The sequence below is a fragment of the Undibacterium sp. MH2W genome, assembly GCF_049340215.1.
Classification (GTDB): domain Bacteria; phylum Pseudomonadota; class Gammaproteobacteria; order Burkholderiales; family Burkholderiaceae_D; genus Undibacterium.
Genome location: NZ_JBMPPA010000005.1, coordinates 321,556 through 337,757, shown reverse-complemented (window position 1 = coordinate 337,757; position 16,202 = coordinate 321,556). Strand labels below are relative to the sequence as shown.

Annotated in this window: 17 protein-coding genes and 1 pseudogene; 13 read left to right on the top strand and 5 right to left on the bottom strand. The window is 49.6% G+C overall.

Features of this window, described 5'->3' with window-relative positions:
• Positions 1–37 precede the first annotated feature (37 nt).
• From ACO0K2_RS14485 to ACO0K2_RS14440, 10 genes and pseudogenes are all read left to right on the top strand, one after another.
• The gene (locus ACO0K2_RS14485; protein WP_423020002.1) at positions 38–1,201 is read left to right on the top strand and encodes an ABC transporter substrate-binding protein; all 1,164 of its coding nucleotides are present in this window, start codon (positions 38–40) and stop codon (positions 1,199–1,201) included.
• 76 nt (positions 1,202–1,277) lie between these two features.
• Positions 1,278–1,503 (top strand): annotated as a pseudogene (locus tag ACO0K2_RS14480) (branched-chain amino acid ABC transporter permease); the annotation flags it as partial.
• A 53-nt stretch (positions 1,504–1,556) separates the two neighbouring features.
• The gene (locus tag ACO0K2_RS14475) at positions 1,557–2,342 is read left to right on the top strand and encodes a branched-chain amino acid ABC transporter permease (RefSeq protein ID WP_423020145.1); all 786 of its coding nucleotides are present in this window, start codon (positions 1,557–1,559) and stop codon (positions 2,340–2,342) included.
• Positions 2,339–4,159, top strand: coding sequence for an ABC transporter permease subunit (locus ACO0K2_RS14470; protein WP_423020000.1), 1,821 nt, complete (start codon positions 2,339–2,341; stop codon positions 4,157–4,159). The genes ACO0K2_RS14475 and ACO0K2_RS14470 overlap by 4 nt, the downstream gene beginning before the upstream one ends.
• The gene (locus ACO0K2_RS14465) at positions 4,156–4,890 is read left to right on the top strand and encodes an ABC transporter ATP-binding protein (RefSeq protein ID WP_423019998.1); all 735 of its coding nucleotides are present in this window, start codon (positions 4,156–4,158) and stop codon (positions 4,888–4,890) included. The genes ACO0K2_RS14470 and ACO0K2_RS14465 overlap by 4 nt, the downstream gene beginning before the upstream one ends.
• Before the next feature lie 140 nt (positions 4,891–5,030).
• Entirely contained in the window at positions 5,031–5,417 is a 387-nt protein-coding gene (locus ACO0K2_RS14460) for a tautomerase family protein (protein WP_423019996.1), read from the top strand.
• 17 nt (positions 5,418–5,434) lie between these two features.
• Positions 5,435–5,611 (top strand): hypothetical protein, encoded by a 177-nt coding sequence (locus tag ACO0K2_RS14455; protein WP_423019994.1) that lies wholly within the window; start codon positions 5,435–5,437, stop codon positions 5,609–5,611.
• Between the two features lie 2 nt (positions 5,612–5,613).
• Positions 5,614–6,183 carry a hypothetical protein gene (locus ACO0K2_RS14450; RefSeq protein WP_423019992.1) on the top strand — a complete coding sequence of 190 codons (570 nt, stop codon included), beginning with the start codon at positions 5,614–5,616 and terminating at the stop codon, positions 6,181–6,183.
• Between the two features lie 22 nt (positions 6,184–6,205).
• Positions 6,206–6,610: a cupin domain-containing protein gene (locus tag ACO0K2_RS14445; RefSeq protein WP_423019990.1), complete on the top strand. Its 405-nt coding sequence runs from the start codon at positions 6,206–6,208 to the stop codon at positions 6,608–6,610.
• A gap of 263 nt (positions 6,611–6,873) precedes the next feature.
• Positions 6,874–7,086: a cold-shock protein gene (locus ACO0K2_RS14440; protein WP_423019988.1), complete on the top strand. Its 213-nt coding sequence runs from the start codon at positions 6,874–6,876 to the stop codon at positions 7,084–7,086.
• A gap of 621 nt (positions 7,087–7,707) precedes the next feature.
• On the opposite strand, the gene ACO0K2_RS14435 is transcribed toward ACO0K2_RS14440, so the two are convergent.
• Entirely contained in the window at positions 7,708–8,034 is a 327-nt protein-coding gene (locus tag ACO0K2_RS14435; RefSeq protein ID WP_423019986.1) for a c-type cytochrome, read from the bottom strand.
• Between the two features lie 35 nt (positions 8,035–8,069).
• Positions 8,070–9,044 (bottom strand): alpha/beta fold hydrolase, encoded by a 975-nt coding sequence (locus ACO0K2_RS14430; protein WP_423019984.1) that lies wholly within the window; start codon positions 9,042–9,044, stop codon positions 8,070–8,072.
• Between the two features lie 248 nt (positions 9,045–9,292).
• Between ACO0K2_RS14430 and ACO0K2_RS14425 the strand changes: the two genes are divergently transcribed.
• Positions 9,293–10,660 carry a hypothetical protein gene (locus ACO0K2_RS14425; protein WP_423019982.1) on the top strand — a complete coding sequence of 456 codons (1,368 nt, stop codon included), beginning with the start codon at positions 9,293–9,295 and terminating at the stop codon, positions 10,658–10,660.
• A gap of 473 nt (positions 10,661–11,133) precedes the next feature.
• On the opposite strand, the gene ACO0K2_RS14420 is transcribed toward ACO0K2_RS14425, so the two are convergent.
• Positions 11,134–12,429: an acetyl-CoA hydrolase/transferase family protein gene (locus ACO0K2_RS14420; RefSeq protein ID WP_423020143.1), complete on the bottom strand. Its 1,296-nt coding sequence runs from the start codon at positions 12,427–12,429 to the stop codon at positions 11,134–11,136.
• A gap of 449 nt (positions 12,430–12,878) precedes the next feature.
• Here ACO0K2_RS14420 and ACO0K2_RS14415 point away from each other — a divergent pair, with 449 nt between their 5' ends.
• Positions 12,879–13,490, top strand: a complete 612-nt coding sequence (locus ACO0K2_RS14415) for a glutathione S-transferase family protein (protein ID WP_423019980.1) — start codon at positions 12,879–12,881, stop codon at positions 13,488–13,490.
• A gap of 60 nt (positions 13,491–13,550) precedes the next feature.
• Here ACO0K2_RS14415 and ACO0K2_RS14410 read toward each other — a convergent pair whose 3' ends face one another.
• Both ACO0K2_RS14410 and ACO0K2_RS14405 read right to left on the bottom strand, forming a co-directional pair.
• Positions 13,551–13,940, bottom strand: coding sequence for a DUF423 domain-containing protein (locus tag ACO0K2_RS14410; RefSeq protein ID WP_423019979.1), 390 nt, complete (start codon positions 13,938–13,940; stop codon positions 13,551–13,553).
• On the bottom strand, positions 13,937–15,421 hold the full coding sequence (locus ACO0K2_RS14405; RefSeq protein ID WP_423019977.1) for a peptide MFS transporter: 1,485 nt from the start codon (positions 15,419–15,421) through the stop codon (positions 13,937–13,939). The genes ACO0K2_RS14410 and ACO0K2_RS14405 overlap by 4 nt, the downstream gene beginning before the upstream one ends.
• 354 nt (positions 15,422–15,775) lie before the next feature.
• Here ACO0K2_RS14405 and ACO0K2_RS14400 point away from each other — a divergent pair, with 354 nt between their 5' ends.
• Positions 15,776–16,168 (top strand): ParB N-terminal domain-containing protein, encoded by a 393-nt coding sequence (locus ACO0K2_RS14400; RefSeq protein ID WP_423019975.1) that lies wholly within the window; start codon positions 15,776–15,778, stop codon positions 16,166–16,168.
• Positions 16,169–16,202: the final 34 nt, after the last annotated feature.

Below are 16,202 nucleotides of genomic sequence, written 5' to 3'. Positions count from 1 at the left end.
CCATCACGACAATAATTCAATGACCGGAGACCTGTCCATGAAGCAACGCTTTATTCTTGCGGCGATACCTGCCCTATTTTCATTACTTCTGAGTGCCCCCGCTTGGTCACAAATCAAAGTGGGTGTGAATGTGTCGGCCACGGGTGCGGGTGCTTCGTTAGGCATTCCGGAAAAAAATACGATTGCACTCTTACCGAAAGAGATTGCTGGCAAAAAAGTGGAGTACATCATTTTAGATGATGCCTCCGATACCACGACGGCGGTAAAAAATGCCCGTAAGTTGACTTCCGAAGATAAGGTGGACTTGCTGATTGGCTCCACCATTGCACCGCCCTCATTGGCAATGATAGACGTTGCCGCTGAAAGCGAAACCCCCATGATTTCGATGGCGGCATCCGCAGCGATTATTGCCCCCATGGATGCTAAACGGTTTTGGATTTTTAAAACGCCGCAAAACGATTCGCATATGTCGACCGCTATCATCAGCCATATGGCTGATGCGGGTGTGAAAACGGTGGCTTTTATTGGTTTTAGCGATGCTTACGGCGAAGGCTGGTATAAAGAATTTTCGAAATTAGCAGAGCTGAAAAAAATCAAAATTGTCGCGAATGAACGTTTCGCTAGACCGGATACGTCAGTGACAGGGCAAGTATTAAAAATCGTCGCGAGTAACCCAGATGCTGTTCTGATTGCTGGCGCTGGCACACCGGCCGCGTTGCCTCAAAAAACGCTCAAAGAGCGGGGCTACAAAGGAAAAATCTATCAAACGCATGGTGTGGCCAATAACGACTTTTTACGCGTCTGTGGCAAAGACTGTGAAGGAACGTTTTTACCCGCTGGTCCGCTGTTAGTTGCAGCGCAGTTACCAGCGGATAATGCTGTCAAAGCCTCTGCACTCAAATACACAGCGGCCTATGAAAAAGCCTATGGAGCGGGCAGTGTATCGACCTTTGGTGGACACGCGTGGGACGCGGGGATGTTGTTGGTCAACGCGGTGCCAACTGCACTCAAAAAAGGGCAACCTGGCAGCAAAGAATTCCGTGCTGCATTACGTAGTGCCATTGAAAGTACCAATAACCTGGCGGTTTCGCATGGCATCGTCAATATGAACCCCACGGACCATCTTGGATTTGATCAACGTTCTCGCGTGATGGTGCAAATCGTTGGTGGTAAGTGGAAGTTGATCGGACAGGGTAACTAAGCTCGATTTGCCACACCATGCTGCTTCGATAGCGGCATGGTGTCACGTCCCTTTCTGTTCTGGAAGTGATTCATCTATGGATTTTTCGATTGCGGCCATCCTTGCTCAGGATGGCATGACCAGCGGCGCGATCTACGCCTTGCTGGCACTGGCCTTGGTGCTCGTCTTTTCTGTTACCCGTGTGATCTTTATTCCGCAAGGCGAGTTCGTGGCCTACGGCGCACTGACGTTGGCGACGATTCAGAGTGGCAAAGCACCACAGACCGCGATATTGCTGCTAGCCTTGGGTGTGTTGTGCTGGTTGAAAGAGAGTGTTGTACTGTGGCGCAAGCATACCCGTTCAGATCGCGCTGGCATGATGTCTTCGCTTTTTACTTCCGGAGTAAAGTTGGTCATGTTGCCACTGCTTTTGTGGGCCATCACACATCACGTTGCGATGCAGGAGTGGCCGTTAGCTGTCCAAGCTTTATTCGCGTTGTTACTCGTGATTCCGATGGGTCCGCTGATTTATCGCTTGGCCTATCAACCGCTTGCAGAGGCAAGTACCTTGGTCTTATTGATTGTGTCGGTGGGTGTGCATTTTGCGATGACAGGATTAGGGTTAGTCATGTTTGGCGCAGAGGGGGCGCGGACAACGGCTTTTAGTGATGCCCGATTCGAATTGGGTGCGCTAAGCATGTCTGGTCAAAGCTTGGTCGTGATGGCCGTGTCAATACTACTGATCGCTTTTTTATATCTCTATTTCGAGCGGAGTTTGGCAGGCAAAGCGCTGCGGGCAACGGCGGTGAATCGGCTGGGTGCACAATTAGTCGGGATCGGTACGACACAGGCGGGGCGCACTGCATTTACGTTGGCTGCGGCCATCGGTGCCTTATGTGGCGTTTTGATTGCGCCAATGACGACGGTGTATTACGACGGTGGTTTTTTGATTGGGCTGAAAGGCTTTGTTGGTGCGATTGTGGGTGGTCTGGTGAGTTATCCGTTGGCGGCAGCAGGTGCGTTGCTAGTCGGGCTGCTGGAGTCCTATTCGTCTTTTTGGGCGAGTGCGTATAAAGAAGTCATTGTTTTTACGCTGATTATCCCAGTGTTGTTATGGCGATCCTTCACCGCAGGAACCCATGATGAGGAGGATGAGGCATGACATGGCTGAAACATCCCGGTCGGACCCTTTTCATGGTATTGATGCTGTTGGTTCCTGCACTTCCCGTTCCCGAGTTTTGGATTACGCTGGGTAATTATATTGGCTTGTATGCGATCGTAGCGCTGGGATTAGTCTTGCTGACTGGCATCGCTGGGCTGACGTCATTTGGACAGGCTGCGTTTGTTGGCATTGGTGCTTATGCCAGTGCGTACTTGAGCACTACCCTTGGTTATTCACCGTGGACTGGATTGCTCGTCGGCCTTGGGATCACCATGATCGCTGCGATCGCGATCGGCGCTATCACAATGCGCTTATCCGGACACTATCTGCCATTAGGCACGATTGCTTGGGGGCTATCGCTGTTTTATTTGTTCGGCAATATGGAATTTTTAGGGAAATACGATGGACTCAATGGCATTCCAACGATCTCTTTAGCAGGAGTGGTACTCGATAGCGGCCGTGCGATGTTTGTACTCATCTGGGTCATATTATTTCTTTGTTTGATCGCCCTGCACCATCTCTTGCAGTCCCGCCCCGGTAGAGCAATCCGCGCACTCAAAGGTGGGGTGGTGATGGCAGAGGCCATGGGGGTCAATACGGTCAGAATGAAATTAATTATTTTCGTGATTGCTGCCATGCTCGCGAGCGTGTCCGGTTGGCTGTACGCCCATTTACAACGTGCCGTCAATCCAACCCCCTTCGGACTCAATGCGGGTATTGAATACTTATTTATGACAGTAGTCGGTGGCGCTGGTCACTTATGGGGCGGCGTATTGGGTGCCGCGCTACTGACTGTGCTGAAAGACAAACTACAAACGATCTTGCCTGCGCTATTGGGCAGTGAAGGGAACTTTGAAATCATCGTCTTTGGTGTTTTCATGGTCCTGTTACTGCAGTATGCGCGTGACGGTGTGTGGCCGTACCTTGCACGATGGGCACACTGGCTGACTGAAAAATGGGTACCAACACCGCCACGTCTTGCCGTTGATCTGACGGCGGCTCCGCTACCACGATGTCAGCAGCCAGTTACCGATGTTGTGATCTTAAACGTTGATCGGGCACGTAAGCAATTTGGTGGCTTAGTGGCGGTGAATGACATGCAATTTCAATTGCGTGCAGGTCAAATAATGGGATTGATTGGCCCCAACGGAGCCGGTAAATCGACGATGTTTAACTTGATAACTGGTGTACTACCACTGACATCGGGTGCCATCACATTTTATAGCAAAGCGGGTCTGACACCGATTGCGGGTTTGCCGTCCCGTGAGATTGTTCGACGTGGTATTGCGAGGACGTTTCAACACGTACGTTTATTGCCGACCATGACGGTGCTAGAAAATGTCGCTATTGGCGCTCATTTGCGCGAGAAAGGTGCAGACGTGACCGAAGTGATCACGAGTATGCTGCGGCAAAATCACTCGATCGAACAGCGACTGCTGGCAGAGGCGCAGCGTCAGTTGGAGCGAGTGGGTTTGGCCCATCTGATGCATGAAGAAGCGGGTAGTCTCGCACTGGGACAGCAACGCATTTTAGAAATCGCTCGCGCATTATGCTGCGATCCGATGCTCTTATTACTCGATGAACCAGCTGCTGGGCTACGCTACAAAGAAAAACAAGTGCTGGCAGAACTCTTGCATCAACTGCGCGCAGATGGCATGAGCATTTTATTGGTAGAACATGATATGGATTTTGTGATGAATCTGACCGACCATTTGGTCGTCATGGAATTCGGCACGAAGATCGCCGAAGGCTCCCCTCAGGTCATTCAACAGCACCCTGCCGTCCTCGAAGCCTACCTTGGTGGAGTCGACGAATGAGCTTATTACAGGTATCTCATCTCGGTGTGTTTTACGGCAAGGTGCAGGCATTACAACCGACGTCCTTACGTATTGAAAGTGGACAGATTGTGACCGTGATTGGTCCTAATGGTGCAGGTAAGTCGACCATGCTCAACGCCATTGCAGGTGCTTTGCCCACGCTGGGAAGCCAATCTGGCGAGGTCGTTTTTGATGGACAAGTTTTAACGGGAAAGACGATTGAACACCGCGTTGCCGCAGGGATGTCGCTGGTACCAGAAAAGCGCGAGTTATTTGCAACGATGAAGGTCGAAGACAATCTCCTGCTAGGTAGCTATCGTCGGTATCAGGTAGGCGAAAAGAACTATGCAGATCAGATGCAAGTGGTTTATGACTTGTTCCCTCGACTTCAAGAACGACGTCAGCAGCAAGCTGGCACCTTATCGGGCGGTGAGCGTCAGATGTTGGCTTTAGGACGCGCTTTGATGGCAAAGCCAAAGTTGCTCATGCTCGATGAGCCTAGTCTTGGATTGGCACCTTTGATCGTCAAAGAAATTTTTCAGATTATTCAACGCTTAAAGCAAACAGGCGTCGCTATTTTACTGGTAGAGCAAAATGCCCGCGCAGCACTCCAGGTGGCTGATTATGGCTACGTTTTAGAAACGGGGAGCATCGCCTTAGAAGGTGCGGCCAGCGACCTTGCGCAGGATCAGCGCGTTGTTGATACCTATTTAGGCTTGGCGAAGAAATAAAGGGGGCGCGCCACGTCGTTTGAAGAGCGATCGACGCGTCTTTATCGCCGTGACTGCGCCACCAATACTATTTGTATTTATTGCCACAAAGTCTATAATCAACGCAGACGCTATCCATCTTTCTTTGATCTTATTCTTTTATGCCTATCGCGAAAATCGAAGTTTGTCGCCCCCGTTCATCTGACGAAGTCGCAGCGATGATCGATGCCGTTTACCACGCACAGTTGGAGGCACTCAAGGTGCCTGACGATGATAAACAAATTCGCTATATTGAGCATCTGCCAGCGCATTGTCCGATACCCCCAGGTAAAACAGAGAATTACACCTTTGTCGAATTTATTTTGTTCCCAGGTCGCTCGCTGGAGGCCAAACGTCGCTTGTATCAAGGTATCGTTCAACGGTTTGGTGTCTTGGGCATTCAACCGTCTGACATCCTGATCGTATTGCACGAACCACCGCTAGATAACTGGGGCATTCGCGGCTTACCTGCGTCGGAGATTGATCTGGGTTTTCATTTGAATGTCTAAAACGAAGGAAGACAACAATGGAAATGATTTCAGAAAATGGTGTATTGGTCGTCGTTATCTTGGCGGTGATTGTGGGGATTGTCTTGCGTATCAAAGCTTATGGTGGAGAAAACGGCGAAGCTTATCGTAAGAGGCAAATGCAAGGTCCTTTTGTTCCTGTCTCTGAGCACAGTAAGCAAAATTCTGTGGAGTGAACATGCACGTACTTACCAGACAAAAAAACGTCGTGATCAAAGCGTCGATGGCTCTTTCTTTGTTGTTCATGAATGGCATGAGCGCAGCGCAGGAAAAGCCTCCCTTGCATTACGAAAATTGGGGTGTTTGTCCATTTGAATGTTGTACCTATCGTGACTGGACGGCGGAAGAAAAGATTCCAGTGCATCGTGGTCGTGATGAAAGGTCACCTGTCGTTTTTCAATTGCAAAAGGATGAACAGGTCATGGCGCTCACGGGCGTTGTGGTGACAGAAAAACCGATACCCGTGAAGATCAACAAAACGGTAAAAGACGGCTTTATTCAAAAGGATGAGGCACCGCAATTAACGCTGCATTCCGGTGATGTTGTGTACTTTTTAACGCCGTTGGGCGAAGGTTATTTTAAGTTTTGGTATCGAGGTAACGTGTACGACAGTGGTGACAACCTGAGGGCGGCGTTGCCCGATCACGGTGTTAGTACAATGACCTGGTGGAAGCTTGTGAGAAATAGTCAGGGCAACATGGGGTGGACACGCTCAGACAAGTTTAACAATGTGGACGCCTGTGGATGACAAAGAGCATGGTGGAGTCAACATGACAGCAATTTCATTGGCACATTTTCCAGCACATTTGGGCTTGGGAGCGACCGTTAGCGCGGAACCCGCTTTTACTGGTGACATGCAGTGGTACGACGCTTATGTGAATCGCCATCTATCCGATGGCGCAGAGGGGCGCTTAGTGTCGATGCATACCTCGGATACGTCATGGAAGATGTGGGAAATGCATCCGCACGGCGCCGAGTTGGTGTTATGTACAGCGGGTGAAATGACCCTCTATCAAGAACACCCCAACGGATCGACAACGCAAGTGATATTGAGGCCTGGCGATTATGTGATCAATCCGCCAGGGGTATGGCATACGGCAGATATTGCCGTTTCAGCGACCGCGGTCTTTATTACGGCTGGCGTCGGTACACAGCATCGACAACGAGAGGATTAAACAAAGGTGCGGTGGCACCACCGCAACTTGTCTGTTTTTTAACCCGCTCATTATTTAGGCAAAAAAAGATTAGGTGATTTCGTAAATAGTGTGTATATTGCGTCCTGTACTTGCATCAAGTCGTTATATTGTTGGTCCCAATTCCGCATAGCTGTATCCTCTGGCTGTTCTGTTTTTTCTCCTCCGGTTTTATTTCTTGGTTTCGAGTGCCTCAAGGCATGCGGGCAATGTCGTCTGCGCCAGATAAAAAAAAGGAAAATAACATGACTACTCAAACCGGAATCGTTAAATGGTTCAACGACGCTAAAGGCTTCGGCTTTATCGCTCCAGATGCAGGTGGCGCAGATTTGTTCGCTCACTTTCAGGACATTCAATCAAACGGCTTCAAAAGCCTGAGTGAAAACCAGCGCGTTTCTTTCGAACGCACTTCGGGTCCTAAAGGCGATAAAGCAAGTAACATCCAAGTCATCGCGTAATTTATCGAGCAACTGGCGGAGGTTTTCGCCAGAATCTGCTGAGATAGTAATACGTTTTTGCTGGTTCGTTTTCTGTCGTATCGACGTCTGATTGTTCTGAAATACCGGCCTGGTGCACCACGCAGATAGCATGGGCATCTGGTGAACAGGCTTCTTCTTTACGACAAACTTTCACATGTCACGCATTCGCTCTCACGCGAATAACTGATGCATCATTCATTCTCACCGGCTGGTGACACCACGCAGATAGCATGGGTTGTCAGAAAATGGCGTAATGAATGGTCGATGTTTCATCATGCATCCTTGTATCAAAGACTAAGGTAGTACGATGCGCCAATGGCAGCATTGTGTTCAATGAGGCTTTGCTCTGAAGGAGTTGTGAAAGTTAACATTCGTTTTAACTCTGTCATCTGCATCATCATTGAGATATCGCTGACACAGACAGGAATAGGCGACTCACCGCAGGCACCGCGCAGATAGCACGGGCACTGCTCTCGTTAGTGACACCACGCAGATAGCATGGGTTGGTAATGAGTCGTTGCAATGAATGTATCGCCCGCCACTATTTTGTGGTGGGCTTTTTTATGTCCGCATTTTCAAACGACGGACAGTCAATTCACATTAAGATTTTCCCGCCACCCGTTGCAGGTAGCCGACGAGCACTTTGATTTCTTCTTCGCTCAAGCCTTTGATGGCAGGCATGTCACCTTTGCCATGACGTATCGCGTTTTCTATTGTCTTGGCATCCGGTTGCAAACTATCTAAATCAGGACCGCTCTCTGCCATTGAATCGGCATGTTTGAGGCTATGACAAAAGGCGCAGGCAGGTACCGCTTTTTGCGTGAATAATTGTTTTCCTTGCTCATCCTCTGATTGTGCGAAGACGCTGCTGCTGAGGATGAGACCCAGCCAAAGAAATCCAGAAGCTAAAACAGTGTTGTTCTTCATGTTATCGCGACGTTTTTTGTGAGGGAGTCATGAGTTTACTGCAAAAAGATATTCACCGCTGCCAGGGTCACGATAGGATTTTCTTCTTGCGGCACATGGCCTAACTCATCAAACATAATCAGTTTGCTACCAGCCATATCTTGATGGAAACGTTCTGCATTCTCCATGGGGATGAATGGGTCTTTACTGCCCCATAAAATCAGTGTTGGTACTGCAATTTGCTTCATTAATTCGATATCGCTATCGTGATCTCGTTGCTTGAGATACATGCCGAATGCTTTACGATTGCCTGTCCGTAACATCATCGCTTCATAGCGTTCGACAAGTGATGCGGTCACTTTTTCTGGGTTGCCGTACAGGTCTTTTACCCCTTGCTCCACCGTCGAATGAGGGAGACAACAGGTCCTAAGCCATGACAGACCTGGCACCCGTGCTAACGAAGAATCAAACGGCACCGCATGCGGTGGCGTCGCATAGCCGGTCGGATTGACGAGGATTAAACGCGTCACTCTGTTCGGTGCCGCAATCGCTGTTTCCCACGCAATCTCACCGCCGAGCGCATTTCCCCCGAGGGCTGCACGCGTGATGTGGAGTGTGTCCATCAGATCGATCATGAACTGAATGTAACTTGTCATGCTGTAGTCGTTAGTCTGGTGAGGTCCAGTTAGGCCGAACCCAGGCAAATCCATGGTAATGACACGGTGCTGCTTTTTGAGTTCTTTGGCCCAAACTTCCCAGGTATGCAGACTGGACGATGCACCATGAATCAATATCACAGGTTCAGGATCTTCGTGCCATCCTTCGTCTCGCACATGCACCATCAGTCCGCTGACATCAATGAATTGCGACGGTGGCGGGGCCCATTTTTGGCGTAAGTCGTCGACCGATTTATCCGCAGCCCAAGTCAGCGCCAGATAAATGAGACTGAAAACGCACAAGGTAGCCAGCAGGAGAGCGAAAGTGATGAAAAAGTGCTTTTTAAGACGAAGTAGTACAGCTGCAATAGACATGAAATTAAATTCAACAGATCGAAGCCGTGATTATAGAGTGCGAAATGTCGAATGACCGTAGATTTTGCGTCCCGTAACGACCTCGAAACCGATTTTAAGATTACATTGCGTTACAAGCCAGCGTGGGGATAGGTCATCCTTTCTTACGGTGCTGCCGTTATGGAACTATCAAAAACATTTTTAAGCGCCAGTCTTGACTTTCGCTGGCACTCGGCGATGATATCGCTCCCGACTATCATGGAATACGTATGAAAAAAAGTGCTTTGTTGGCCGTTGCTGGGCTGAGTGGTTGTGTGATTCAGGCATCTCCTGAGCGCGTTTATGTTCAAGCGCCGCCGCGTGTTGTGTATCAACCCGCGCCTTCCAATCAAGGAAATTATTCAGACTACAACGCTCAGCAGCAAGACCAAGTTGTCAGTGCTTATGTTGAACCGCCATTAGTGCAGCCAGAGCCGATACTTGTTCAATGGGCGCCACCGCCGATGTTGGTGGAGGTGCCACCGCCACAGCCGTATCCGGCGGCAGTATGGACGGGCGGGTACTGGGTCTGGGAAGGTAACTGGATCTGGGCGCATGGTCGCTGGTCGGCCCCGCCACAAGTTGGTTACTGCTGGGTTCATCCGTATTACGAAAACAGAGGCGGTGCCGTCGTGTTCGTTAACGGCTTCTGGGCTGCGCCGGGTGTCCAATTTGTTCAACCATCGCTGCAGATACATCTGACATTTGCGCATGTGAATGTTGGTGTCATTCCTGGGCCTCGTCCGATTGGACCGGATGGTGTTTTCGTTCCTGCGCCGCCGGGTTCTGGACGGGGATTAATTGTGCCTGCGCCAGTGGGTACAGCGCCTGCAGTGGTGACTGGTGCACCACCGATTGTTCATCCTGGGATGCGTGTTCATATCGAAAATAATAGTCATAATACGACGGTCATTAATAACGTGACCAATAACGTAACGATTATTGCGCCTGCAGGATCGACTGCGAATGGTCAGGCAGTGAATAAGTCGGTGCCGGTACAAGCCCATCTCGCTGCGCAACTGCCTCCAGTCGTCAGAGCAATGGCACCTGAACCCGTATCCAACCGTCCTATTCCCGCTTACACGCCAGGTCGTGCGCCGATCAACTTGCCAGCACCGCAGCCAGTACGGATGAATAACCAAGCCGTCCCAGCGCCGGCCACCCAATCATCCTATGGGCAAGCGCCGCAGCATCAGCAACCTCAGCAAGCTCAGCAACCGCAGTCTGCGCCGCCGATGACGAATATTCCCGTACAGCAGCATCAGCAGACGCCATCGCAACCAGACTACAATCCGCAGGTGCAACGTCGAGTGATAGAGCCGCCAGCAATGGGACAGCCTTCCCAGCGCAGTGAGCCGACACAAGTCATGCCAGTGCAGCGTTCGGGTAATCCGTCGCCAACTTATCAGGAAGTACGGCCAGTACAAACCAACCAGCCAAACGACAGCCGTATGCGAGAAGAGATGGAGCGTAAAGCAGTGCCGACCCCGCGCGTAGAGCAGCGGGTGGAGCAGCGTACTGAACAACGGTCTGAGCAGAAAGCCGAGCAACGTAGCCCACGGCGTGAAAAAGATGAGCGATCGAAAGAGAAGGAGTAAAAACGCAAACGCGAGCGTGAATCCAACGTACATTCGACGTTAAACAGCATTGCTGATCAAGTAAAAAATGGCGCTTACTGCGCCATTTTTTTTAACTTCATCGCTTATTTGCTGGGCGATTTTTCCGTTGGCTTTGAGACGTCACTGTTTTGTATCGGTTTAGATTTTCCATTTCCGAGACGCTTTACCCGCACTGCTTTTCCTTTGGATTTGCAGGGGTACTCTGACCATGCTGTATGGCCATTTTCTTCGCACTTAAACACAGCCGACTGGGCCAGACAGCTCAAGGGAAGGAGGAGGGTGCAGACGAGGGCAATGTGTTTGAGCATAGTGGATGTGTCGGTGAATGCGAAATACGCGATTTGATCATACCATGGTCGACAACCGCTTTTGCAGAAAATAGAAAACCCGAAGCAGGGGCGCTTCGGATTTTCATGGAGGGCATGATGCGTGGCGGTGAGTCTAACCACGAGTTACATGAGATTAAGGCGCTTTGCTTGTTCCGTTAATTCTGCTCTGAAATCTGGATGCGTAATCGAGATCATCTCTTTTGCACGCTGCTTGGCTGATTTGCCCCGTAATTGTGCGACACCAAATTCTGTGACCACAAAGTTAATGTCGTTTTTACCCGTAGTGACGTGTGTTCCTGGGCTCAGTGTCGGGACGATACGGGTGATGGAATCGTCTTTTGCCGTGGATGGTAAAACGATAAAGGCTTTGCCATCTTTTGAGCGATTCGCCGCACGTACAAAATCAACCTGACCGCCTGTACCAGAATACGGAATATGGGCCAGACTTTCTGAGCCACACTGGCCTAATAAATCGATTTGCAGTGTCGCGTTAATGGCAACGAGTTTATCGTTCTTTGCGGCGAGGTAAGGGTCGTTCGTAAAGTCGACCGGATGCATTTCCATCATCGGGTTGCGATGCAAAAATTGATACAGCTTATTGGAACCCAGGGCAAAGGTTGCTACCATTTTGCCGGGTAAATAATTCTTTCGTTTGTTGTTGACGGCGCCGCTTTCAACCAAGGTCAAAATGCCGTCACCAATCATTTCTGTATGAATACCAAGATCATGTTTGCTGGTTAATTGCATGACGACAGCATCAGGAATACCGCCGTAGCCAATTTGCAATGTCGAACCGTCGTCAATCATATCTGCGACGTACTTACCAATCGCTTGCTGCACAGGTCCGATTTTTGGCAAGCCGACTTCGGTCACTGCATCGCTGCTCTCTGTGATGGCTGCGACCTGTGAAATATGGATTCGGCAATCACCAAACGCATAAGGGACATTGGGATTGACTTCCAGCACGATGGCACGGGCTTTTGCAATGGCGGCCATTGTGTAATCAGCCGCTAAACTCAATGAGAAATAGCCTTCTTCATCCATGGGCGATGCGATCGATAACACCACATCAGAGCGAATGTAGCCACGTTCAATGAGCATCGGCATTTCTGAAAAATAGCTTGGAATAAAATCGATGAGACCCGCTTGACCACCCGCACGGGATGCAGCACCAAAGAAGAAGGCTTCATGTCGGACGTGTGCGCTTGTCTCTGGATCAAAGTAGCCGTATTTTTTGACCGCCAGAATCTGTGAGATTTTGACATCATGAAATCGCCGACGATGTTCAGACAACGCCGTCAACAAAGCAGGCGGTTCTCCCACCCCTGTCGGCACGATAATACTGTCCCCGTCTTTAATAAACGACAGTGCCTCTTCCGCAGAGCACAATTTTTGCTGATATTCCGTCTGAAATGACATCTCGCACCACGCTTTCTGTTTATCGCGAATCCATGAAGAGCGCATCCATCGACCGATGAAGTCGTGATCGTGCGGTGCAGCATGAATTCTTTTTTTGTAAGGAGTCTCCATCCACCACAAGCACCTCTGCCAACGACCAACTGACTTGATTGCTGGACGAGGGCACCACTTGTAGCCTTAACCTATGATCATTCTCCTCAGACCTTACATGAACATGACATTGCTGTTTCCATGCGACACCTGCTACCGAGATCTGGTTTCCTAGAGCAATGTGCGTATTGGAGGATGCTCGCGAGAGGGAATGGGTGCTTTTTTTGATATTAATTTTTGATATTCAATAAGCGAAGGTCGGTTCGTTTAGTTTGTCCGTTGCGTTCGTTCAGCGGGCTTTCTGAAACCTCGGCATAATGAAGGATTATCTCTTTAACCACCTATTCATTGAGGCCGCCATGATCGAAATCCACCATCTGAAAGAATCCCGTTCCCGCCGCATTACTTGGATGCTTGAAGAGCTTGCCGTCGACTATACCGTCATCAGCTATGACCGCGACGCCACGACGCGTTTAGCACCGCCAGAGCTCAAAGCGATTCATCCGCTAGGTAAAGCGCCAGTGCTCAAGGACAACGAACTGGTATTGATCGAATCGGGTGCGATTTTGGAATATCTGGTGGAGCAATACGGTCACGGAAAGTTTGTACCAGCGAAGGGCACTGCCGACTATTACCGTTATCTGCAATTCATGCATTACGCTGAAGGTTCAGCCATGCTGCCTTTATTGTTGAAGCTGTATGTCGGCCGTTTGGGTGAAGCAGGAGCACCTTTACATCCACGCATTAACAGTGAGCTCGCCAACCATTTTGGCTATCTCAATGCGTCGCTGGAAGGGCGTGATTATTTTGTCGGCGATACCTTAACCGCGGCGGATGTGCAGTTGTCTTTTGCAGTACAGATGGCGGTTCGCGCTGCAGGACGTACGGCATTCCCGAATCTGACTCGTTTTGTGGAGATGGTTGAGGCGCGTCCTGCTTACCAACGTGCCGTGCAAAAAAATGGCGAGTGATGAACACTCGCCACATAACAACGTTGCTGTGCGTTTAACTAAACCAACTGAAAATCTACATTAAGTCGGTAGCGACTGGCGTCGGTAAGCACACCACGCCAGTGTTGCCCACGCGAGCAAAAACGCGACGCCGCCTAAGGGGGTGATAGCCCCCAGCCATGTGATACCAGTGAGAGCGAGGGCGTACAAGCTGCCGCAAAAAATTACGATCCCCGTGAGCATGAAGAGCGCTGCGCGATGCAGTAACTGGGCATCGTTCCACTGAGTCATCAGCACGCCAACCCCCAACAATCCCAGCGCATGGACCATGTGGTAATGTACGGCGGTTTGCCAGACGGCAAGCATCTCCGCGCTAAGTACTGCTTTCAAACCGTGCGCACCAAATGCACCTGCCCCAACAGCGATGAACATGTTAATTGCGGCAATCGCGATGTACGTGGAATGTTTCATAGGACTTCAGCCTGTTGGTCATTCGCCGGTCCACTCGTGATCAGGCGGCGCATCAATGGCATCAGGGCGTAGAGGACAATACCCACCGCGACACTGCCCCATCCTAGCATGCCAAAAACATGGCTATAGGTGGGGTTCGTGACGATCGGTAGTCCATCTGACGCCTCAGGGACCATCCCTGAAAAATCACTCGATAAAATGGACGCAATACCAGTGGCCAGCATCCACGTACCCATCATCACCCCTTGATATTTGGCGGGTGCAAGACGACCGATCATTGCGTAGCCAACAGGGGAAATGAGCAATTCACCGATACTCTGGAAAACATAGCTAATAAAAATCCATTTAAACGTAACCATCCCGTTCTCAGGTGCCAGCATGATGCCGAGTGGCAATACCAAGAAGCCAATGCCAATCAATACCAAGGCGGTCGCAAATTGTACCGACACATCGATATTCCAGCCCTTTGCACGGAGTTGGTTAAACCACATCGCCATCAACGGGCCACCAAACACAATCACAAACGTATTGATGTTTTGAATCCATTGCGGTGCGATTTCTACACCCATGACGATGCGGTCAACATTGCTGACAGTGAACAACTGCAAACCCGTCGGCGCCATCTGGTACAAGGTCCAGAACACCACATTACCTGCCGTGAACACCAGATAGGCCGACATATTGCGACGCTCACGCAGGTCTGCATGGGTAACGGTCAGATAAATGAGCGTGAGCGCAACGAGGCCGCCAATGGCAAGAATAATCTGCGCTGTCGATTCCGCTTGATGCAACATGTAAAACACGACGGGCACCAAACCAAATAAGACGGCCAAGCCCACCAGCATTTTTTTCTTGAATTCAGTAGGCGTCGATAACGACAACGGGGTATTGCGGTCTTTCAGCGTTTTCCAGTACACCGCGGCAAGAACAATAGAGATAAAGTTACCGATCGTGGCGAAAATAAACAGGCTTGGATAGTCTTCCTGCAGTTGGTAATAACCCGCAGCACTAAAACCGATAAAAAACCCCAAATTCATCCCTGCATAGTTCCATAAGAAGGCACCTTCACGGCGGTTATCTTCTGGTGTAAAACGTTGCGTCAGCATCATATTGATGCAGGTCACATTAAGGCCACTACCCGTTAAGAAGAGCGCAAGACCCCAGTACAACTGCATCACCGTCCCACCTGAAATGCAGGCGCAGCCGAGTACTTGTAACACCATACCGCCAACAAACAAATTGCGATTGCTAATAAAGCGACCGCCGAGGTAGCCACCGAAGAGATGCAGACCATAATTGAAGGCCCCAAACACCCCCATAATCGCGGTCGCCTCTTTGACGCTGAAGTGCAGCTTTTTGGTGGCATATAAAACCAAGGTCGAATACAGAATCGCAAACCCCAGCGTGGCGAAAATTTGGATGAAAAATAAGGCTGCCGATCCCTCTGGTATGCCTGATAGTTTTTGTTTAATGATAGACAAAATGAACTCCCGTTTGTGTGGCGAGCATTGTAATTCAGAGCTTCGCTATGGATGAGGCATTTATGGTGTGCACTGCGACATCACAAATAAGATTTAATAAAACCAAAATTCACCGAACAAAGCCAGCTATTTACGCGAAAAAACTGATTTTTTAATTTCTGCAATTAAACACCATGGCCGTAGATCGGTGTCCATTTGTAACCAGTGGAAACCAAATTTCAGTTGTGTAACTCCGTTTGATTTCATTATTTCACCGTACATACAATGATTTTAGCTTCAGCACGACTTGTTCGTGATGGTCTCAAATAGATGATGTATGCCCGTTTAATTTTGTTGTCAAAAGAAGGAGGGAATATGAATGAAGTCTTTGAATTGATCGCTGTCGAAAAACTCATGCCTCATGAAAACGTTGATCAAGAGGCAGCCGATGAATTACACCAAAAGCTCTTGCGTGAAAATAAATGGACCAACCCTCTTGTTGTGAGTCGTGAGGGACTTGTTATTTTGGATGGTCATCACCGTTTTGAGATCGCCAAACGTCTCCATCTTCGGCGCGTTCCTGCTTACTTGATTGATTATCACAGCACCAGTGTTGAGTTGCGCAAATGGGGAACGGATGACGATCTGGACAAGCAGATCGTTCTTGATGCGGCAAAAACAAAACAAATGTTCCCACCTAAATCGACCCATCACACCTTCCCTAAGACGTTACGTCAGACCAATATCAGTCTCTCCTTGTTGCGCTAGTTCATGGCTAACCAGATCATAAAAAAGATAACAG

What these genes read in the sequence shown, in the direction of transcription:
- ACO0K2_RS14485 (WP_423020002.1), top strand. Translation starts at nt 38, where the DNA reads ATGAAGCAACGCTTTATTCTTGCGGCGATACCTGCCCTATTTTCATTA.
- ACO0K2_RS14475 (WP_423020145.1), top strand. Translation starts at nt 1,557, where the DNA reads ATGATGTCTTCGCTTTTTACTTCCGGAGTAAAGTTGGTCATGTTGCCA.
- ACO0K2_RS14470 (WP_423020000.1), top strand. Translation starts at nt 2,339, where the DNA reads ATGACATGGCTGAAACATCCCGGTCGGACCCTTTTCATGGTATTGATG.
- ACO0K2_RS14465 (WP_423019998.1), top strand. Translation starts at nt 4,156, where the DNA reads ATGAGCTTATTACAGGTATCTCATCTCGGTGTGTTTTACGGCAAGGTG.
- ACO0K2_RS14460 (WP_423019996.1), top strand. Translation starts at nt 5,031, where the DNA reads ATGCCTATCGCGAAAATCGAAGTTTGTCGCCCCCGTTCATCTGACGAA.
- ACO0K2_RS14455 (WP_423019994.1), top strand. Translation starts at nt 5,435, where the DNA reads ATGGAAATGATTTCAGAAAATGGTGTATTGGTCGTCGTTATCTTGGCG.
- ACO0K2_RS14450 (WP_423019992.1), top strand. Translation starts at nt 5,614, where the DNA reads ATGCACGTACTTACCAGACAAAAAAACGTCGTGATCAAAGCGTCGATG.
- ACO0K2_RS14445 (WP_423019990.1), top strand. Translation starts at nt 6,206, where the DNA reads ATGACAGCAATTTCATTGGCACATTTTCCAGCACATTTGGGCTTGGGA.
- ACO0K2_RS14440 (WP_423019988.1), top strand. Translation starts at nt 6,874, where the DNA reads ATGACTACTCAAACCGGAATCGTTAAATGGTTCAACGACGCTAAAGGC.
- ACO0K2_RS14435 (WP_423019986.1), bottom strand. Translation starts at nt 8,034, where the DNA reads ATGAAGAACAACACTGTTTTAGCTTCTGGATTTCTTTGGCTGGGTCTC.
- ACO0K2_RS14430 (WP_423019984.1), bottom strand. Translation starts at nt 9,044, where the DNA reads ATGTCTATTGCAGCTGTACTACTTCGTCTTAAAAAGCACTTTTTCATC.
- ACO0K2_RS14425 (WP_423019982.1), top strand. Translation starts at nt 9,293, where the DNA reads ATGAAAAAAAGTGCTTTGTTGGCCGTTGCTGGGCTGAGTGGTTGTGTG.
- ACO0K2_RS14420 (WP_423020143.1), bottom strand. Translation starts at nt 12,429, where the DNA reads ATGTCATTTCAGACGGAATATCAGCAAAAATTGTGCTCTGCGGAAGAG.
- ACO0K2_RS14415 (WP_423019980.1), top strand. Translation starts at nt 12,879, where the DNA reads ATGATCGAAATCCACCATCTGAAAGAATCCCGTTCCCGCCGCATTACT.
- ACO0K2_RS14410 (WP_423019979.1), bottom strand. Translation starts at nt 13,940, where the DNA reads ATGAAACATTCCACGTACATCGCGATTGCCGCAATTAACATGTTCATC.
- ACO0K2_RS14400 (WP_423019975.1), top strand. Translation starts at nt 15,776, where the DNA reads ATGAATGAAGTCTTTGAATTGATCGCTGTCGAAAAACTCATGCCTCAT.